The organism is Paraburkholderia sp. GAS448 (assembly GCF_050435685.1).
Lineage (GTDB): Bacteria > Pseudomonadota > Gammaproteobacteria > Burkholderiales > Burkholderiaceae > Paraburkholderia.
The window spans coordinates 480,762-498,695 of the sequence record NZ_JBNDKT010000002.1 but is presented as its reverse complement, the minus strand read 5'-3'; the positions used below and the strand labels follow the sequence as shown (position 1 = coordinate 498,695).

At 61.6% G+C, this 17,934-nt stretch carries 16 protein-coding genes; 7 read left to right on the top strand and 9 right to left on the bottom strand.

Annotation, left to right across the window (positions count from 1 at the left end):
- Positions 1–15: 15 nt before the first annotated feature.
- Both flhC and flhD read right to left on the bottom strand, forming a co-directional pair.
- Entirely contained in the window at positions 16–579 is a 564-nt protein-coding gene (gene flhC / locus P3T23_RS05820) for a flagellar transcriptional regulator FlhC (RefSeq protein WP_429315222.1), read from the bottom strand.
- Between the two features lie 51 nt (positions 580–630).
- Positions 631–951, bottom strand: a complete 321-nt coding sequence (gene flhD, locus P3T23_RS05815) for a flagellar transcriptional regulator FlhD (protein ID WP_429315221.1) — start codon at positions 949–951, stop codon at positions 631–633.
- A gap of 621 nt (positions 952–1,572) precedes the next feature.
- Between flhD and P3T23_RS05810 the strand changes: the two genes are divergently transcribed.
- Entirely contained in the window at positions 1,573–2,637 is a 1,065-nt protein-coding gene (locus tag P3T23_RS05810; RefSeq protein ID WP_429315220.1) for a glycosyltransferase family 4 protein, read from the top strand.
- 187 nt (positions 2,638–2,824) lie between these two features.
- Here the strand turns inward: P3T23_RS05810 and P3T23_RS05805 are convergent, their stop codons facing one another.
- The gene (locus P3T23_RS05805) at positions 2,825–3,124 is read right to left on the bottom strand and encodes an H-NS histone family protein (protein ID WP_429315219.1); all 300 of its coding nucleotides are present in this window, start codon (positions 3,122–3,124) and stop codon (positions 2,825–2,827) included.
- Positions 3,125–3,437: 313 nt separating this feature from the next.
- Between P3T23_RS05805 and aqpZ the strand changes: the two genes are divergently transcribed.
- Together aqpZ and P3T23_RS05795 are read left to right on the top strand one after the other, a co-directional pair.
- Positions 3,438–4,169 (top strand): aquaporin Z, encoded by a 732-nt coding sequence (gene aqpZ, locus P3T23_RS05800; RefSeq protein ID WP_429315218.1) that lies wholly within the window; start codon positions 3,438–3,440, stop codon positions 4,167–4,169.
- Between the two features lie 407 nt (positions 4,170–4,576).
- Entirely contained in the window at positions 4,577–4,894 is a 318-nt protein-coding gene (locus tag P3T23_RS05795; protein WP_429315217.1) for a PXPV repeat protein, read from the top strand.
- 114 nt (positions 4,895–5,008) lie between these two features.
- Here P3T23_RS05795 and P3T23_RS05790 read toward each other — a convergent pair whose 3' ends face one another.
- Both P3T23_RS05790 and P3T23_RS05785 read right to left on the bottom strand, forming a co-directional pair.
- Positions 5,009–5,830: a Cof-type HAD-IIB family hydrolase gene (locus tag P3T23_RS05790; RefSeq protein WP_429315216.1), complete on the bottom strand. Its 822-nt coding sequence runs from the start codon at positions 5,828–5,830 to the stop codon at positions 5,009–5,011.
- Between the two features lie 35 nt (positions 5,831–5,865).
- On the bottom strand, positions 5,866–6,792 hold the full coding sequence (locus P3T23_RS05785; RefSeq protein ID WP_429315215.1) for a BadF/BadG/BcrA/BcrD ATPase family protein: 927 nt from the start codon (positions 6,790–6,792) through the stop codon (positions 5,866–5,868).
- A 174-nt stretch (positions 6,793–6,966) separates the two neighbouring features.
- Here P3T23_RS05785 and P3T23_RS05780 point away from each other — a divergent pair, with 174 nt between their 5' ends.
- Positions 6,967–7,563, top strand: coding sequence for a DNA-3-methyladenine glycosylase I (locus tag P3T23_RS05780; protein ID WP_429315214.1), 597 nt, complete (start codon positions 6,967–6,969; stop codon positions 7,561–7,563).
- Between the two features lie 597 nt (positions 7,564–8,160).
- Here P3T23_RS05780 and rpsU read toward each other — a convergent pair.
- Positions 8,161–8,373, bottom strand: a complete 213-nt coding sequence (gene rpsU, locus P3T23_RS05775) for a 30S ribosomal protein S21 (RefSeq protein WP_074262890.1) — start codon at positions 8,371–8,373, stop codon at positions 8,161–8,163.
- A 327-nt stretch (positions 8,374–8,700) separates the two neighbouring features.
- Positions 8,701–9,642: an aldo/keto reductase gene (locus P3T23_RS05770; protein WP_429315213.1), complete on the bottom strand. Its 942-nt coding sequence runs from the start codon at positions 9,640–9,642 to the stop codon at positions 8,701–8,703.
- Positions 9,643–9,939: 297 nt separating this feature from the next.
- Here P3T23_RS05770 and P3T23_RS05765 point away from each other — a divergent pair, with 297 nt between their 5' ends.
- The 3 genes from P3T23_RS05765 to P3T23_RS05755 all read left to right on the top strand — a co-directional run bounded on the left by P3T23_RS05765 (position 9,940) and on the right by P3T23_RS05755 (position 12,701).
- A complete protein-coding gene (locus tag P3T23_RS05765) occupies positions 9,940–10,758 on the top strand; it encodes a flagellin domain-containing protein (protein WP_429315212.1) in 819 nt (272 codons plus the stop codon).
- A 170-nt stretch (positions 10,759–10,928) separates the two neighbouring features.
- Positions 10,929–12,359 carry a flagellar filament capping protein FliD gene (fliD, locus tag P3T23_RS05760; RefSeq protein ID WP_429315211.1) on the top strand — a complete coding sequence of 477 codons (1,431 nt, stop codon included), beginning with the start codon at positions 10,929–10,931 and terminating at the stop codon, positions 12,357–12,359.
- Between the two features lie 45 nt (positions 12,360–12,404).
- Positions 12,405–12,701: a flagellar protein FliT gene (locus tag P3T23_RS05755; RefSeq protein WP_429315210.1), complete on the top strand. Its 297-nt coding sequence runs from the start codon at positions 12,405–12,407 to the stop codon at positions 12,699–12,701.
- 180 nt (positions 12,702–12,881) lie between these two features.
- Here the strand turns inward: P3T23_RS05755 and P3T23_RS05750 are convergent, their stop codons facing one another.
- Positions 12,882–15,362 (bottom strand): tetratricopeptide repeat protein, encoded by a 2,481-nt coding sequence (locus P3T23_RS05750; RefSeq protein WP_429315209.1) that lies wholly within the window; start codon positions 15,360–15,362, stop codon positions 12,882–12,884.
- Positions 15,363–15,421: 59 nt separating this feature from the next.
- A complete protein-coding gene (locus P3T23_RS05745) occupies positions 15,422–17,914 on the bottom strand; it encodes a tetratricopeptide repeat protein (RefSeq protein WP_429315208.1) in 2,493 nt (830 codons plus the stop codon).
- Positions 17,915–17,934 lie beyond the last annotated feature (20 nt).

Sequence of the window (17,934 nt, the reverse complement as noted above, 5' to 3'; positions counted from 1 at the left end):
CGGCAAGCCGCCGGTTCAGGCGACCAGCACCACATCGTCGGCGGCACGGGCCTTCGCGTCGGCGGCCTTTTTGGTCTTGCCCGCCCGCGAAGGCGGTTGACACAATCCGCAGACGAAACCATGCCGCGGATCATGCGCATGCGCGACAAAATGCCCACGACAGCGCGAGCACGGCGTCATCTGCAACATGCCGGAGTCGAAGAAGCGCACTAACGTCCATGCGCGCGTCAGGCTCAACACGGGCTCGTCGCTCTGCAACTGGACGTGCTCCATATACAGCCGGTAGCTCTTCACGATCGACTGGATCGTCTCGCAGCCGCCCTGCACGCTCATGAACCGGTAGACGTTATAGAACAGCGACGAGTGGATGTTTGGCTGCCATGTCATGAACCAGTCGGTCGAGAAGGGCAGCATGCCTTTGGGCGGCGACGCGCCCTTCAGCTCCTTGTAGAGCTTGATCAGCCGGTCGCGCGACAGGCTCGTTTCCGCCTCGAGCAGTTGCAAACGCGCGCCGAGTTCGATCAGTTCGATCGCCAGGGTGATTTCCCTGACTTCCATCACCACGCTTTTATGTGCCATCCGCCTCTTTTCCCGCGATGCTGCTGGATTGAGTGGGGTGTGAAGCGGGCGTCAACCGATCTGCTCGGTCGGCTGGCTCGCCATCAGGATCGCGGAATGGGCCTGGGCAATGGCGCCCTGCTTGCCCTTGTCGGCAAGCGACGAAAGAATCGCGTGGTCATCGAACCTGAAGCGGCATAGCACCTGGTTCGATGCGGCCAGCTTGACGGTCTGCGCGAGCGACAGATTCGTCAGCACGTCGGCCAGCTGATCTGAAATGCCCATGCGGAACATTCCCATGGGCTTGTCCTCGCGAAGAAGGCGCTGGGCCAGCAACAGATAAGACAGGTTAACTTCTCTGATCTCACTGAGCATTTCGCTTGTTGCGCTCATCATTCCCCCGAGTGTCGATCTGGCTTGGTCTGGTCTTGCGGAAACGTTTGCTCGCTCGCATGCATGACAAACGCACGAACGGCCCGTTTATGGTCTTGCCAGCATTGTGTCCAAAGGGAATACGAACGGAAATCGGAAAGACGCCCCGTCGTTCTGACGGAAAACTCCATTAATACTGTAGGAATTTTTCCTACAAACCGGACAACGTGGGGATTTTGCGGGGAATTTTTGCCGCACCGGGCGGCGTGGAGAAGAATTCGCCGGGATTATAGAGCGTTTTCGTCACGCTGCAAGATATGCGTGATAGATCGACCCGGGCTCTCGCCTGCTGCTCCGCAGGATGTCCTCCGAAGTGGCTGAACGCCTTTACTGGCAAGGGTTTTCCACCTCCAGTACAGCCCCGTTACAGGGCGTGTATCGCGCTGTAACAACATTAAGCGTTTGAAAAATACCTCGAAATGCGGCGGCCGATCCTGATAATGAACGTCAGGGATAACCCGATCCGGTTCGGGCATGTTCCTCGTGTGGCGACCAAAAGAAGCTCACCCGCCCGACCAGGCATTTGCGTGTCGCTCGACCTGAGCGCCGTTGCGCGAAGCCTTTCTGAACAAGGAGAACCGCATGCGAATCGCACAGATTGCGCCGCTTTATGAAGCTGTCCCGCCGAAATTTTACGGCGGCACGGAGCGCGTTGTGTCCTACCTCACCGAAGCGCTTGTCGATCTCGGCCACGATGTGACGCTCTTCGCAAGCGGCGACTCGGTCACTTCGGCGGATCTCGAAGCCTGCTGGCCGCGCGCGCTGCGTCTTGATCCGACGGTGCGCGACGCGATGGCGCCGCATGTGTTGATGATGGAGAAGGTACGCCAGGTCGCCCACAAGTTCGATGTGCTGCACTTCCATCTCGACTATCTGCCCTTCCCGCTGTTCTCTACGCTCGACACGCCGTTTGTCACCACGCTGCACGGCCGTCTCGATCTGCCAGAACTGCAGCCGGTGTTCGACGCGTTCTCCAACGTCCCGGTGGTGTCGATTTCCGATTCACAACGGCAGCCGCTGCCACAGGCGAACTGGCTCAACACGATCTATCACGGCCTGCCGGAGCAGCTGCTGACGCCGCAAGCTCACAAAAAGCCAGAGTATCTGGCGTTCCTCGGCCGTATCTGTCCTGAGAAACGCGTCGATACAGCCATCAGGATCGCTGCCCAGAGCGGCCTGCCGCTGAAGATCGCCGCCAAGGTGGACAAGGCTGACCAGGAATACTTCAAGACGGAAATCGAACCTCTGTTGTCGCAGGCGCACGTCGAGTTCGTCGGCGAGATCACCGAAGCGCAGAAGCCCGAGTTTCTGTCGGGCGCGAAGGCGCTGCTATTTCCTATCGACTGGTCCGAACCGTTCGGGCTTGTGATGATCGAGTCGATGGCATGCGGTGCGCCGGTCATCGCGTTCAACCGCGGCTCGGTGCCTGAGGTGATCGACCACGGTGTGACCGGCTTCATCTGCGAAGACGTGCAAGGCGCGGTCGCGGCGCTGCAGCGGATCGACGAACTATCGCGCAGCGAAATTCGCGCGCAGTTCGAACGTCGCTTCAGCTCGAAAACGATGGCGCAGAATTACGTGGACGGCTATACGGCACTCGTTGAAGAAACGCGCCGCCCGATACTGCGTCGCGTAGCGGTCGGCTAGGTGTTGCGCTCTAATTGCGCGTAACTTTGCCAGGTGAATCGTTTGCGCGATTCGAAAATCGGAAAAACCACCCGCCATCGACAAAAAGGCTGCCTTTAAAGGCAGCCTTTTTTATTGGCGCAAAAGGGGCACAAAAAGGATTGATTTGCCCCACATGCCTTCAGAGAGCTTTCACACGGTCGGTTGATTACGGCTCGATCAGGAACCGCTCGCGATTCTTGCCCGCGATCCATTTTGGCGGCTTGCCCCGGCCGCTCCACGTACTGCCCGTCTTCGGATCCTGATAGCGCGGCGGCAATGGCGCCTTCTTTGGAGGCCGCCCACGCCGCGCTGCCGCGGCAAATCCGAGGTCCTGGGCGGACAGACCGTACTCGACGATCTTGGTCCGGATCTCGGCAATGACGTTCACGAGTTCAGTGCGCCGCGCTTCCTCGGCCTGCGCCTGGAGCTTCGCAATCTGAACCTTCAGATCTGCGTATTGTGACATTTTGGTCTCTGCCCTTTTCTAGGTGTCATTCGATCGGAGATTAGCCGCAAATAAAGAAATTCGCAATGCGAATTACACCTGCATATCAAGAAATCCTCTGATAATAATTAAGCACCGGGTGACTTTTAAATCGTGTGACTCTTTCTCCGAAATAATCGAAGCGACCTGCTCGGAATTGACAATTCTTGACCACGTTGCGTTGATCGTTTGTCTAGAATCGGGCACGGCGGTGCGCGTCGGCAGGTCGCCGCTCCGCTTCCCGTCTCGAACTTTTTCAGGCGAATTTTTCAAGCGAATTTTCAGGAATACGTATATGCAGTTGTCAAAACGTGTCGCAGCCGAGCTCTTCGGCACTTTCTGGCTGGTGCTCGGCGGCTGCGGCAGCGCCGTGCTTGCCGCCAGCTTCGCCGGGCCGGCTCATGGGCTCGGCATCGGCTTCGTGGGCGTTTCGCTCGCATTCGGCCTTACTGTCCTGACGATGGCCTATGCCATCGGTCACATTTCCGGATGTCATCTGAATCCGGCGGTGAGTGTCGGCTTGACGGTTGCCGGCCGCTTTCCGGCACGGCATCTCGTGCCGTACATCGCGGCGCAGGTCGTCGGCGCAGTGCTCGGCGCCTTCGTGCTCTCGCTGATCGCGTCGGGCAAGCCCGGTTTTGATCTCGTAGCCAGCGGGTTCGCCAGCAATGGTTACGGCGATCGTTCCCCGGGCCACTACTCGATGATTTCCGCGTTCATCTGCGAGGTCGTGATGACGGGTTTCTTCCTGTTCGTGATCCTCGGTGCCACGGATCGACGCGCGCCCGCTGGCTTTGCACCCATCGCCATCGGCTTCTGCCTCACGCTCATCCATCTGATATCGATTCCGGTGACAAATACGTCCGTCAATCCAGCGCGTTCGACAGGGCCAGCGCTTTTTGCAGGTGGTGCTGCGGTCGACCAGTTGTGGCTGTTCTGGATCGCGCCGCTCCTCGGCGCTGTGATCGCGGGCGTGGTGTACCCGCTCGTTGCGGATGAACGCCAGACTGCTCCGGTTTTGAACTAGGACCGCACTTTTCTGGTGTCCGCTTTTCGGGCAGACATCGCGATCTGTATCCGTGAACGGGCGCTTCGGCGCCCGTTCTGCTTGCTACGCTACCTGCTCAACGGTTCGCGAGACGGGGAAGGCAATCGCGAACATTAATGAATGGCACAAATGTAAGTGTCGCTTACCTTGATGCGCTCGCCGCGACCCGACGACCTCGCACCCGCTCTGTGCGTGCTGGCTGAACCCCTTGAGGGACGCGCGATGCACTGCTTATCGATGTATCTCCCAACGGCTCCTGCAGACCGCACCATTAGCGCAGCTCGCATCGACGCTTGCACTCCGTAACATCTGGTCGCAGTCGAACCCTTCCCGGATGCGTAGATTGAACCTGTGCGACAACTATGTCGCGAGACAGGAGAAGAACCATGAAACGCATCGTTACTCATCTGCTCGTTGCTGCAGGTCTTGCCGCCGGCGCGTGCGGTGTCGCCGAGGCACATACGGATCTGAACATCGGTCTCTCGCTGGGTGCTCCTGCGCCGGTCTATGTACAACCGGCACCGGTCTATGCAGCGCCCCAACCGGTATACGATCATCCCGGCTGGAATCGCGGCGGCTGGGACCACCGTGACTGGGATCAGCAACGCTGGGACCGCGGTGACCATCGCCGCTACGACAATGAACGCAACGACCGGGGCGGCTGGGACGCTCGCGGGGACCGTGGCTACGGCTGGCACGGATAAGCGCCTCAATCGCGCACACGGCGGCGGTTGGTTCCACGGCCGATCGCCGCCGCAAGCCGGCTTGCGTGGCGCGGTGAGTGTCGCTGCGTCACACCGGTTCAGGTAGCCGGAGACCTATGACGTCACCGCGCCGTCCATCGCGAACAGCTTGCGCAGATGATGCGCAACGCCCGCCTCGAAGTTGTTGCCGATACGCGGCACGTTCGGCAGACGCGTGATGAGATCAGGATTGGCGTTGTTCATCATGAACGGATGCCCAGCCGTTTCGAGCAGATCGATATCATTCATGTTGTCGCCGAACGCGACGCAGAGAGCCGCGTCGACGCCCAGACGGTCCAGCACGACCTGCAGTGCGCGCCCCTTCGATACATTCGCTGTCATCACCTCAAGACAGTCGGGTAGCGAATAGGTCACGTAGAGCTTGTCGCCAAACTCGCGCTCGAGATTCGCTGCGACCTGCGCCAGATCAGCAGGCTCGCCGATATAAAGCACCTTCGCGATATCGCTGCCATCGTGCTGACGAAGGTTCGTCACTTCGTATGTGAAGCCCGAATCCTGATGGAAGCGCAGGAGTTCTGGCGCATCGCGATCGATAAGCCATGCCTCGTCGGCGAAGAGATTCACGATCACCCGCCCGTGTTCGCCGGCGACGTGCGGATACACGAGGCGCCGCACGATATCCGGCGGCAGATCGCTTGCGTGGATCAATGCGTTGTCCGGCCCATGCACCCGTGCGCCGTTCGACGTAACCAGATAGGGGCGGATGCCGAGCACATCGCGGATTCCGGCGACATCGCAGTAGTGGCGTCCCGTCGCGATCACGAAATGCGTACCCTGCGCCTCCAGCGCGCGCACTGTGGATACGGTGAACGGATCGACCTGGTGGTCGCTGTTGAGGAGGGTTCCGTCGAGATCGGTGGCGATGACTTTATACATTTTGCAGGCAGCCGGGCAGCATCAGAGGAGCTATTTTAGCGTTCAATCGCGTCACCCCTGACGCCCGTTGCGCCGCTGGATGTCGACAGGAGGTGCGCCGCTTCACGCTGTGCGAGCTGCAGGGCGCCGTGTGCCGAATCGGCGAGCGGTGCGCGCAGCCGGGGACGATACGATTGCGGCACATAGGGCCGCAGCGGTTCGCCCAGGCCGCCGCACAGCGCGACAGGAAGCGTTCCGGACGGGTCCAGTGCGTCGATCATTTTCGCGATCTCGACGCCCGCCTCGACTAGCAAACGGGCTGCGAACGGATGCCCGCTGTGCGCGAGCACAATGGGCGCAAGGCCCGCATAGGCGGTCTGGTTAGCCTCGCACAGCCACACGATCAGGTTGTCCCTGTCGCTGGCGCCGACGTGTTCAAGGAGAGCCTGCGAAAACGCGTCCTGCGGCACCCGGTTATCGAGCGCCTGCTGCGCGTGAACGATGGCGCGCAATCCCAACCATGCACCGCTTGCCTCGTCGCCGGACGGAAACCCGTAACCGCTCGCGATGCGCCACGGTCCTTCTCCATCGGCCGACGCCGCCACACTTCCCGTTCCGAGCGCCACGACCACGCCATGGGCTTCGCCGTGCGCGCCGAGGAGCGTGGTGTACGCGTCGCTTTCAACGGCCAGGCCCGCGAGTGTCGGCGCGTGCGCGTGGAAGGCGGCGAGCCAGTCACGGTTGTTCACGCCCGCCAGTCCACAACCGAGGACGCAACGCGACCAGTCGAATTCGCGTCCGGCGCGCGTGAACGCGTCGCGGCACGCGGACTCGATGGACTGCCACGCGCGTTGGACACCGAGTCCGAGCCCGGATGGGCCACCCATAGCCTGTGCGAGTTCTGCGCCACGCGCATCGCCCAACACGAGCCTCGTGCCGGAACCACCGCCGTCGACACCGACAATGAAATAGTTTTGAGTCATCGAATGCGTTCGTTAGAGTAAGTGCTGCAAAGCGTATCGGGTTCGCCTCGATCCGGCAATCGGCCGTCTGGCCAGGTGGCGGCGCGCATCCGTTCGGCTATTCTTGCGTAGCCGTGTCGGCGGCAACACACACGCGCGTGATCTCCTTCACATCCCACTCGCAGGAGCCGGAAAGTGAAACATCGATGCAACTGGGCGACGAGCGAAGCGCTCGCGCAGTACCACGATACAGAATGGGGCGTGCCCTCGCGGAACGACCAGCACCTGTTCGAAATGCTCGTGCTGGAAGGCGCACAGGCCGGATTGTCCTGGTCGACGATCTTGAACAAGCGTGAAGGTTACCGTCGTGCGTTCGCAGACTTCAATATCGACAAGGTCGCAGGCTTCACGCCGAAACAGATCGACGCCCTGGTGCTGGACGCCGCCATCGTGCGCCATCGCGGGAAACTCGAGTCGGCTGTCACCAATGCGCGCGCCGTGCAGCAGATCCAGGCGGAGCACGGCTCGCTTGCCAATTTCGTGTGGTCCTTCGTCGACCAGACCCCGCTCCAGAACAACTGGGCGTCGTACAAGGAGGCGCCAGCGTCGACAGAGATTTCGGATGCTCTCAGCAAGGCGCTGAAACGATATGGCTGCAAGTTCGTCGGGACGACGATCTGCTACTCGTTCATGCAGGCCATAGGCATGGTCAACGATCATGAGCAGACTTGCGAGTGCCGCGCCCGGTGTGCCTCGCTCGGCAAAAAAGGGCGCAAACGCACGGTCGCCTGAAAACTGACGATTCGTGTCGCAGTTGCTTTTTATACAGTTGTTTAACGGGTTACCCTCGATGCTCGGGACAATCCCGTCCTCCTCAAGGCCGCCTCCCGAAAGCCTTATGCAGAAGGCCCTGCGAAGTACCGCGTCGCTGCAAGCGACTTCGCTTCATGTCAAAATTGCGCGCCCGCAAAACCGGCCGCTACGTTTTTACCGCTCTGGGTCGTGCCGGCCTACATGGACATCGGTATCGCGGCATTGAAGAAAGCACTCTTTCGCGCACGTATCAACATTTACGACGCCACCACCGTTGAATTGCTTAGCTGCCTGCAAAACGTTCACGACGCGTTAGGCACATGGGAATGGTAGGAGCGGCTCAGTTCGATCGCCCGCCAGTTCTCGCTGTCCGCGGAGCACATAAAGAGCGGTCCGATATCGAGGCGCATCTGAACGGACGCTGTGCCTCGCGGCAGGTGGTCCATCGCAGAACGCGAAGTTGCAGAACTCTGCGCGCGGACGCCTGCCGGTGCCCGCTTTCGCGCTGCCGAAACAAAACGGCGGTGACGCTTCTTTCGAAGCGTCACCGCCGTCTGGCCATACCGGAAAGCTTGCTTAGTGCAGCTTTTTCGGCAGCTGCTGGCTGCGCAGGCGCTTGTGCAAGCGCTTCACAGCTGCTGCTTTCTTGCGCTTACGCGCCGTCGTCGGCTTTTCATACGATTGGCGCTCACGCAGCTCGGCGATCAGGCCATTCTTTTCGATAGCGCGACGAAAGCGGCGGATCGCCACTTCGAACGGCTCGTTTTCTTTCAGAAGAATCGTCGTCATGTAATTCCTAACTAAATCGCTTGATACGGTTAATTGCGTGGCGGCAACCCGCTCACGCGCCGGCACTCCGGTCGTTTCGATACATGGCCAATAACAGGCAAACGAAACCATGGACGAAAACGAGAGGCAAAGCGGCCACGGAGGCCGGAAAAGAGAGGTGGGGAGTTCACCGCGAAACGCGGGCAGACGCACAATGCAGCGCCGCGTCTGATGCCCACTTCGCCGCCGACTTTGACTACAAATCGACCACGAAACAGGCAAAGATCTCAATTCACTCCCGATGATATCAGGAAAATATCGTGCCGACCACCGTTTTAGCGCTTTGGCTCAGGCACTTGCGTCGTTCAACTGGCGGATATCGGCGTCGCTAAGCGTCAGATGGACCGCTGCGGCAAGACTTTTCAGCTGTTCAACCGACGTCGCGCTCGCGATCGGTGCCGTCACGCTCGGCCGCGCGATCAGCCATGCGAGCGACACCGTCGCGGGGGTGCTGTGATGCCGGCCGGCGACGTCGTCGAGCGCTTCGAGGATGCGAGTGCCGCGCTCGTTGAGGTATTTTTCGACGCGGCTGCCCCGTGCGCTTTTACCCAGATCCGCGCCAGACCGGTATTTCCCGGACAGGAAACCGCTTGCGAGGCTGTAGTAGGTCACGACGCCCAGCCGGTGCGCCTGAGCAACCGGTTCGACGTCGCTTTCGTAGGCTGCGCGATCGTACAGGTTGTATTCGGGCTGGATCAACTGGTATTTGGGCAACCCGTGCTGCTGCGCGACCGAGAGCGCCTCTTCAAGGCGCGCGCCGCTGTAGTTCGACGCTCCGATCACACGCACCTTGCCCACCTCGATCAGGCGCTGATAAGCACCGAGGGTCTCCGCGAGCGGCGTATCCGCATCGTCAAGGTGAGAAAAATAGACATCGACATAGTCGGTTTGCAGGCGGCGCAGCGAATCTTCGACCGCTGCCTGGATATTGCCGCCGGACAGGCCTTTGCGCGCTGCGAGCATCCCCACTTTCGTCGCGAGCACAACCTTGTCGCGCTTGCCACTTTTCTTCAGCCACTTGCCGATGATGGTTTCCGACTCGCCGCCCTGGTGGCCCGGCACCCACGCGGAGTAAACGTCCGCGGTATCGATGAAGTCGAGCCCGGCATCGACAAAGGCGTCGAGAATCGAGAATGAAGTGGCTTCATCGGCGGTCCAGCCGAACACGTTTCCGCCGAATACCAGCGGCGCGACCTGTAGCGAAGAGCTTCCGATAGTGCGTTTCTGCATGACGCCTCCACACGCAATATGCCTCAAGAGCGTCAAGAATACGCCGCATTGCCGACGCTCGCAGCGGACAGCCTCGACGTCGCCCCTCGGCCGCAGCGTGATTCGATCGCCGCCAGGACCTCGACGTCATGCGCCATGCGGCTCCCGCCAATGAGTTCGAACCCCCATTTTCAAATAGCCCCTAAAGTTTTCGTCTGATCTCGCCGACAACCAGAAAAGGCGGCGCCACTCATCAACAAGCGCGACGCCTGGACCGAAACAGCCTATTTCCGAGGCGTTTTCCAAAAGAGGATGCAAATGCTGAGCATAAACACCAATCTTCTGTCGCTGACGGCACAGACCAATATCTCGGGTTCGCAAAGCGCGCTGTCGCAGGCGATCAACCGCCTCTCGTCGGGCAAGCGTATCAACACTGCAGCTGACGACGCAGCAGGCAACGCAATCGCGACGTCGCAAACGGCGATGATCAACGCGCTGAACCAGGGCGTCTCCAACGCGAACAACGCGGTCTCGATGGTGCAAACGGCCAACGGCGCGCTTGCTTCGACCGTCGCCGACCTGCAACGTATCCGCCAGCTGGCAGTTCAAGCCGGTGACGGTTCGCTGAACTCCGCTGCGCTGTCGAACCTGGACGCCGAAGTTCAAACGCGTCTTGCCGACATCACCCGCATCGCGTCACAAACCACGTTCAACGGCACGGCAGTCCTGTCGGGCGCGAGCACGGTGAACTTCCAGATTGGTGCATTTGCAGGTCAACAAACCGCGCTGAGCTTCGGCGCCACCGTGTGGAATTCGACCGGCCTCGGCGTCAACGCGCTCTCCGTGTCGACAGCTGCATTGGCACAAACGGCGATGACCTCGATCGATACCGCGCTCGCCAGCGTGAATACCTTCCAGGCAACTCTGGGTGCACAGCAGAACACGATCACCCAGGCGATTTCGACGACGGAAACGGAATCGACCAACATGAGCGCGGCAGAATCGCAGATTACCGACGCCAACTTCGCACAGGAAACGGCGAACCTGAGCAAGGCACAGGTGCTGCAACAGGCTGGCATCTCGGTGCTGGCTCAGGCGAACTCGCTGCCGCAGCAGGTTCTGAAGCTGCTCCAGTAAGCATGACTGGCAAGCGGCGCGCATCAACGCGCCGCTGTCTGGCCGGAGCTGCAGCAGCAAGCGGCTCCGGTACTCAGGCGCATCGCCGTGTAACCGGGAGGCACGCCTCCCGTCATGCATTTATAACGAGCACAAATCTGCTACTTCGAATCGACGACCGGAGTTTCTGAATGACCGCCACTACGACATCGACGACCGCCTCCAGTATCAGCAGCCAGCTCGCACAGGCGGCTCAGTCCATCATCGCCGGTTCGACCAAATCATCGCTCGATGTCAGTTCTCTCGTATCGGCTTTAGTCACTTCGAAGACTGTCGGCCAGTCGACGGCCATCAGCAACGCCCAGACAAGCGACAATACCGAACTGACCGCAATCGGGCAGATCAAGTCTGCGTTGTCTGCGCTTCAAACTTCATTGAGCGGTCTCTCGGACGGCTCCACCCTGGGGCAACTGAGCGCCACTGCAAGCGGTTCAGGCCTGACAGCGACCACGACGACCGGCGCGGCAGCGGGCACCCACACCATTCTGGTGTCCAGCATTGCGACGGCCAACTCGATTTCGTCGCAGGCTTTCACCTCCACCCAAAATTTCGGCTCCGGCACGCTGACCGTCGGCCTGGGCACTACTGGCTCGATGCAGATCAGCGTGTCAGCGACGGACACGCTTTCCACCATCGCCGCAAACATCAACGCGTCGAGCAGCAATCCCGGAGTCACGGCAACGGTCGTCAATGCGGCGGACGGTCAGCACCTGGTGGTGTCGTCGAATTCGACCGGCGCCGCCAACACGGTTTCGCTCTCGGCGACGAGCGGTCTCAACCAGGCGCTGGCGACGGGCTACACGACGGTAACGGCGGCCGCGGACGCCTCGGTCAAGATTGACGGCAATACTGTCACCAGCGCAACGAACTCAATCTCCAGTGCACTGCCCGGCGTGACGCTGAACCTGACGTCGGCTGCTGTCAATCAACAGCAGACGCTGACGCTTGCGCAGGATACGACGGGCATTACCACGGCGATCAATAGTTTCGTGACGGCGTACAACAACGTGATCACCACTGCGTCGGGACTGAGTTCGTATACGGCGGCGAGCGGCGGAAACGCTGCGACAGCGGGCCCGCTGCTCGGCGATGCCATGCTGAATTCGATCACGAACGGTATCGCCAGCCTCATCAGCGCTGGCGTGAGCTCAGGCAGCAAGACGTACAGCCTGTCCTCGCTGGGTCTGAATCTGCAGCCGGACGGCACGATCAAGGTCGACAGCACGGCGTTGCAAACGGCATTGACGTCGAACAGTTCGGCGGTAGCTGCCGTGTTCAACTCGACGAACGGCATCGGTGCATCGTTGAATGACTTCCTCACGCCGTACACGGAGACGACCGGCGTCATCGACCAGCGCACGCAGTTTTTGAATAACGACCTGTCGAGCCTGCAGGATCAGAGTACCCAGCTCACAAACTATCAGAACTCGTTGACCGCGCAATACAACGCCCAGTTCACGGCGCTCAACACCCTGATGGCGCAGATGCAGAGCAATACAACATATCTGACCCAGCTGTTTGGCGGTACGAGCAGCGCCGGCACGCTCGCCACCAACAAGTAACGAAACGGCACCTGTCACGATCGACTTTCAGGAGTGGAAAGAAGAATGGAAAGCAATTCGCTTCGCCGCGCCCTCACGTTGACGCACGCACTCAAAACCGCCGTCGCGCAGGGCGATTGGGTGAAGGCGGCGGCGCTGGGTGACGAGCGCTCGGCCCTGTTGATGTCCCTGCAGCCCGGGCAGCCGGAGGAAGCACTCGCCATGATCCGCGAAATCCAGCAAATCGACCGTGCAGTCACGGAGCAGATCAAGGCCGGCAAGGAGAATCTCGAGGAGCATCACAATCGCGCGATACGGCGTCTCGAATCCGTGAGCAAGTATCACTCGACGGCGATGCTTTGAAGTACCGACGGCGCGCGCCGCAACGGAATCTGGCATGACGCAGTGAATACCCCATCCATCGAATGGGGAATGTTAGAGGTGTCCTGGAAAGCCGCAGTCATGCGGCTTTTTTTTGTGCGTCGGCGGGACGCGCATGCGCAGCGACCCGCCGCCCAGGGTCTGCCGACGCACAGCACGCCGTCAAGTTCCGTCCGGAGCCCCGGCGATGTACCTCTTCCACATTCCTTCGAAAGCCTCTTCCAGATTGCGCGCGAAGCGCGCGGCATCGCATAGCGGCGATGCCAGAAGCTGCTCGCGCAAGCCCGCTCTCAGCGCGCGCAGACGCTCGCGGTCCGCAGAGAACGCCACGGCTTTGGAGATGTAATCATCGTCGTCTGCGGCAATCCAGTCTGCCATACCCGCGGTGTGAGCAATCGTTTCGCCCACGTGTGACAGAAACCGGTCGCCGCGGCGCGTGAGCACCGGTACGCCCATCCACAGGCTCTCCACGCTCGTCGTGCCGCCCGGATACGGAAATGGATCGAGCGCGAGATCGACGCGGTTGTATGTCTCGAGATGTGCAGTCCGCGTCGTGAAGCCCTCCAGCAAGAGGCGCTCGTTGGCAATGCCATGCGCCCCAAACCGTTCGGTCATTACGCTGCGCCCCGTCGGCCTCATAAACTGACTCGCCTTCAAAAGCAGACGTGAGCCGGGCACCGCATGCAGCACACGTGACCAGAGCGCAACCACTGAATCGCCGATCTTGTCGGCGCTATTCAGACAGCCGAACGTGACGAATCCATTTTGCGACGCGGGCAGCGAGCCGATCGCGATTTCCGGCTCGGGCGGCGCAAAGCACAGATAGCTGTCAGGCAGGCGCCAGGGCTTCTCCACGAAGTGCGACGCTTCGGACTCCGGCAACACATGACGGTCCGCCAGAATATAGTCAATCGCCTCGAGGCCCGTGGTCGCGAAAAAGCCAAGCCAGGTCACCTGCACCGGAGCCGGTTTCCAGGCAAACACCGACAGCCGGCTGTATGCGGTATGCCCTGACAGATCGACCAGGATGTCGATGCGATCGGCACGAATGAGATTCGCGCAGGCGTCGTCAGGCATACCGCTCACGTCGTGCCACCGCTCGAAACGGGGCTTGAGGCGCACGGTCATTTGATCCACGAAGGCATGCGTCGAGTAGGCGACCAGTTGCACGCGCTCCCGATTCAGGTGCGCCACGACATTTTCGAGGAAAAAGGCAACAGGGTGGCACTTCAGATCGCCGGAGACAAACCCCACGCGCAGCGGCCGCGTGACCTCCGTGCTCGCCGGCACGTGATGCCAGGGTCGCGCGTCTTCGGCTGCCCGCTCGCCAAACCGGGCCGCATAACCGCGCACCGTCTCAGGCGAAAACCGCGCAACGGACGTCATGCTGAACATCAGCGTGTAGTACATATTGACTGCCCGGAAACCCCGTTCGAGTGCTTCGAGATAGGCGTCAACTGCAGCCTCATGCTGCCCGAGTGTGTGAAGAATGTCGCCATGCGTGGCATGTATAGCCGCCGCCCCGTCCAGTAACAGCGCCTTGCGACAACTCGCCAGCGCCTCTTCAAGCTTGCGCTGCTCGACGAGCAGAACCGCGAGATTGTGGTGCATGACGGCATCGTCAGGGTTGAGCTCGAGCGCATGGCGGTAACTCAGCTCGGCCGCCTCATGCTTTTGGAGTTCGTGGTACGCATTGCCCAGATTGCTGTACGCCTCGCCCAGCCGGGGATCGAGTTCGAGCGCGCGCTGGCACGACACGATCGCCACGTCGTATTTCTTCTGGCGCCTCAACGCGCCCCCCAGGTTGCAGTGCGCGATTGCCAGCTTCGGATCCAGCGCAACGGCCGCCTCGAACTGCGTCACCGCCTCTTCGAGTTCGCCCGCGTCGCGCAGCGCGCAACCCAGACTGTTGTGCGCGTTCGCGTCCTCTCCACCCAGCCCGCGGCGCAGGCTCCCGATCGCCTCCGCCAGCGCGCCGCGCTCGCGCAGCGCCAGCCCCAGGCTGTGATGCGCCATCCGCAGCTGCGGCATCAGCGACACCGCCTGCCGGTAGCTTTCGATCGCCTCATCGCGCCGCCCCTGCGCCCGCTGCACGTTGCCCAGGTTGTTGTGCGCCTGCGCATACGCCGGCCGCAGCGCCACCGCCTTGCCATAGCTGGCCGCCGCTGCCTCCAGCTCACCCAGGTCCTGCAGCGCGTTGCCCAGGTTGTTGTAGGCCTCCGCGTACCCCGGGCGCAGCTCGATCGCCTGCGCGCAGCTGAGCATCGATGCCTGTGGCTGCCGCGCCTCGCGCAGCGCGTTGCCCAGGTTGTTGTGCGCCTCCGGGTAATCCGGTTTTAACGACACCGCCCGCCGGTAATGCTCGATCGCCTGCGCCAGCCGCCCACGCTCCATCAGCATGTTGCCCAGATTGTTGTAATACGCCGGCTGGGGCTGCGCCTGCACCGCGATCGAGCGCTCCATCAGCGTGATGCCCACCTCGTGCTGCTGCACCTGACAGGCCAGCAGCCCCAGGTAATGCAGCGCATCCGGATGCTCCGGCTGCGCCTGCAGGATCTGCTCGTACAGCCTCTTCGCCTCGGCCAGTTCGCCGGACCGGTGATGCGCCAGCGCCGCCTTCAGGGATTCCGATATCTCTTGCATGGCTCTTTAGCACGGCGTTCAAGGACAATCACACGCCCTCTCGCCAACGCTCCATTCAGTCACGCCTCAGTGGCTGCTTCTGCGACACCGGCGCAGTACTGGGCCCACATGCCCTGGAAGGCGTCCTCGAGATTGCGGGCGAAACGCTGTGCATCGCATAGCGGCGAGGCCAGCACCTGCGCGCGCAGGCCCGTTCGCAGCGCGCGCAGACGCTCGCGGTCCGCAGAGAACGCCACGGCCCTGGCGATGTAGTCCTCCTCGTTTTCGGCGATCCAGTCTTCGAGACCCGCCGTGTGCAGGAGGCTCTCGCAGATGTGGGTGACGAACCGGTCGCCTTTCATGCACAGCACCGGCGAGCCCATCCAGAGGGCTTCGGCAGTCGTGGTGCCCCCCGGATAGGGAAACGGGCTCAGCGTGATGTCCACGCGATTGTAGGCATTGAGATACTCCGCACGGGGCGAGCCGGCTTCAAGAATCAGCCGCCCCGCCTCGATGCCATGTGACGCAAAGCGTTTCACCGTCGAGCGCCAGATGTCTTTCACATTGCTCCCCGGCGACTTCAGGAACAGCCGCGAGCCGGACACCGCATGCAACAGGCGGGACCAAACGGCAATGACGTTATCGTTCAGCTTGATATGCTTGCCAAAGCAGCCAAAGGTCACGCCGTCATTCGTGAGCATCGGCAGCGGCCCGATCTTCACCTCGGGCTCGGGCGGCGTGAAACACAGATAGCTGTCCGGCAGGCGCCAGGGCTTCTCCACGAAGTGCGATGCCTCGGACTCCGGCAACACGTGACGGTCCCCCAGGACATAGTCAATGGCCTTGCAGCCCGTGGTCGCAAAAAAACCGATCCACGTCACCTGTACCGGCGCCGGCTTCCACGCGAAAACTGGAATTCCGGTGAAGCCCGTATGTCCGGACAGATCGACCAGGATATCGATTCGATCGTCGTAGACCTTTTGCGCGGCCGCTTCAGTGCTCAGGTGATGCAGCGCGTGCCACCCGGAAAAATACGGCTTGAGGCGCGCAGTGATGTCGTCTTCGATCTCGCAGGTCGAATAGGCGACCAGTTGTACGCGCGCAGAGTTGAGGTGCGCGCAGACAGATTCGAGAAAGATGCCGATCGGGTGCAATCTCAGGTCGCCGGACATGAAGCCCACCCGCAGCGGGCGCGCCTCGCCGCTCACGGGCGGCGAATGACGCCAGGGCCTCGCGTGTTCGGCCATCAAGTCGCCCAAACGGACCGCTTCTTCACGGAACGCTTCCACCGAGGTATTCGGTGAACCCGCGAGATTGAACAGCAGGCGGTTATAGGCATCCAGTCGATCTGGCGCAAGCTGGATCGCCTGGCGGTAAACTGCGGCCGATCTATCGACGTCGCCTTGCGCGCGCAGGATGTCACCGAGATTGATGTACATCCGCGCGGTCGGCGTGACGAGCGACATGGCCTTGTTGCTGCTCACCATCGCTTCTTCGAGCTTCTCCTGCTTGAGCAGCACCGTCGTCAGCTCGTCTTGCACGGCGGCATCGTCAGGGTTGAGTTCGAGCGCATAGCGGTAACTCAGCTCGGCCGCCTCGTGCTTTTGGAGTTCGTGGTACGCATTGCCCAGATTGCTGTACGCCTCGCCCAGCCGGGGGTCGAGTTCGAGCGCGCGCTGGCACGACACGATTGCCGCGTCGTATTTCTTCTGGCGCCTCAACGCGCCCCCCAGGTTGCAGTGCGCGATTGCCAGCTTCGGATCCAGCGCAACGGCCGCCTCGAACTGCGTCACCGCCTCTTCGAGTTCGCCCGCGTCGCGCAGCGCGCAACCCAGACTGTTGTGCGCGTTCGCGTCCTCTCCACCCAGCCCGCGGCGCAGGCTCCCGATCGCCTCCGCCAGCGCGCCGCGCTCGCGCAGCGCCAGCCCCAGGCTGTGATGCGCCATCCGCAGCTGCGGCATCAGCGACACCGCCTGCCGGTAGCTTTCGATCGCCTCATCGCGCCGCCCCTGCGCCCGCTGCACGTTGCCCAGGTTGTTGTGCGCCTGCGCATACGCCGGCCGCAGCGCCACCGCCTTGCCATAGCTGGCCGCCGCTGCCTCCAGCTCACCCAGGTCCTGCAGCGCGTTGCCCAGGTTGTTGTAGGCCTCCGCGTACCCCGGGCGCAGCTCGATCGCCTGCGCGCAGCTGAGCATCGATGCCTGTGGCTGCCGCGCCTCGCGCAGCGCGTTGCCCAGGTTGTTGTGCGCCTCCGGGTAATCCGGTTTTAACGACACCGCCCGCCGGTAATGCTCGATCGCCTGCGCCAGCCGCCCACGCTCCATCAGCATGTTGCCCAGATTGTTGTAATACGCCGGCTGGGGCTGCGCCTGCACCGCGATCGAGCGCTCCATCAGCGTGATGCCCACCTCGTGCTGCTGCACCTGACAGGCCAGCAGCCCCAGGTAATGCAGCGCATCCGGATGCTCCGGCTGCGCCTGCAGGATCTGCTCGTACAGCCTCTTCGCCTCGGCCAGTTCGCCGGACCGGTGATGCGCCAGCGCCGCCTTCAGGGAGTGGGAAATATCTTGCATGGGTCTGTCGGGGGCGGCGC

What these genes read in the sequence shown, in the direction of transcription:
- flhC (WP_429315222.1), bottom strand. Translation starts at nt 579, where the DNA reads ATGGCACATAAAAGCGTGGTGATGGAAGTCAGGGAAATCACCCTGGCG.
- flhD (WP_429315221.1), bottom strand. Translation starts at nt 951, where the DNA reads ATGAGCGCAACAAGCGAAATGCTCAGTGAGATCAGAGAAGTTAACCTG.
- P3T23_RS05810 (WP_429315220.1), top strand. Translation starts at nt 1,573, where the DNA reads ATGCGAATCGCACAGATTGCGCCGCTTTATGAAGCTGTCCCGCCGAAA.
- P3T23_RS05805 (WP_429315219.1), bottom strand. Translation starts at nt 3,124, where the DNA reads ATGTCACAATACGCAGATCTGAAGGTTCAGATTGCGAAGCTCCAGGCG.
- aqpZ (WP_429315218.1), top strand. Translation starts at nt 3,438, where the DNA reads ATGCAGTTGTCAAAACGTGTCGCAGCCGAGCTCTTCGGCACTTTCTGG.
- P3T23_RS05795 (WP_429315217.1), top strand. Translation starts at nt 4,577, where the DNA reads ATGAAACGCATCGTTACTCATCTGCTCGTTGCTGCAGGTCTTGCCGCC.
- P3T23_RS05790 (WP_429315216.1), bottom strand. Translation starts at nt 5,830, where the DNA reads ATGTATAAAGTCATCGCCACCGATCTCGACGGAACCCTCCTCAACAGC.
- P3T23_RS05785 (WP_429315215.1), bottom strand. Translation starts at nt 6,792, where the DNA reads ATGACTCAAAACTATTTCATTGTCGGTGTCGACGGCGGTGGTTCCGGC.
- rpsU (WP_074262890.1), bottom strand. Translation starts at nt 8,373, where the DNA reads ATGACGACGATTCTTCTGAAAGAAAACGAGCCGTTCGAAGTGGCGATC.
- P3T23_RS05770 (WP_429315213.1), bottom strand. Translation starts at nt 9,642, where the DNA reads ATGCAGAAACGCACTATCGGAAGCTCTTCGCTACAGGTCGCGCCGCTG.
- P3T23_RS05765 (WP_429315212.1), top strand. Translation starts at nt 9,940, where the DNA reads ATGCTGAGCATAAACACCAATCTTCTGTCGCTGACGGCACAGACCAAT.
- fliD (WP_429315211.1), top strand. Translation starts at nt 10,929, where the DNA reads ATGACCGCCACTACGACATCGACGACCGCCTCCAGTATCAGCAGCCAG.
- P3T23_RS05755 (WP_429315210.1), top strand. Translation starts at nt 12,405, where the DNA reads ATGGAAAGCAATTCGCTTCGCCGCGCCCTCACGTTGACGCACGCACTC.
- P3T23_RS05750 (WP_429315209.1), bottom strand. Translation starts at nt 15,362, where the DNA reads ATGCAAGAGATATCGGAATCCCTGAAGGCGGCGCTGGCGCATCACCGG.
- P3T23_RS05745 (WP_429315208.1), bottom strand. Translation starts at nt 17,914, where the DNA reads ATGCAAGATATTTCCCACTCCCTGAAGGCGGCGCTGGCGCATCACCGG.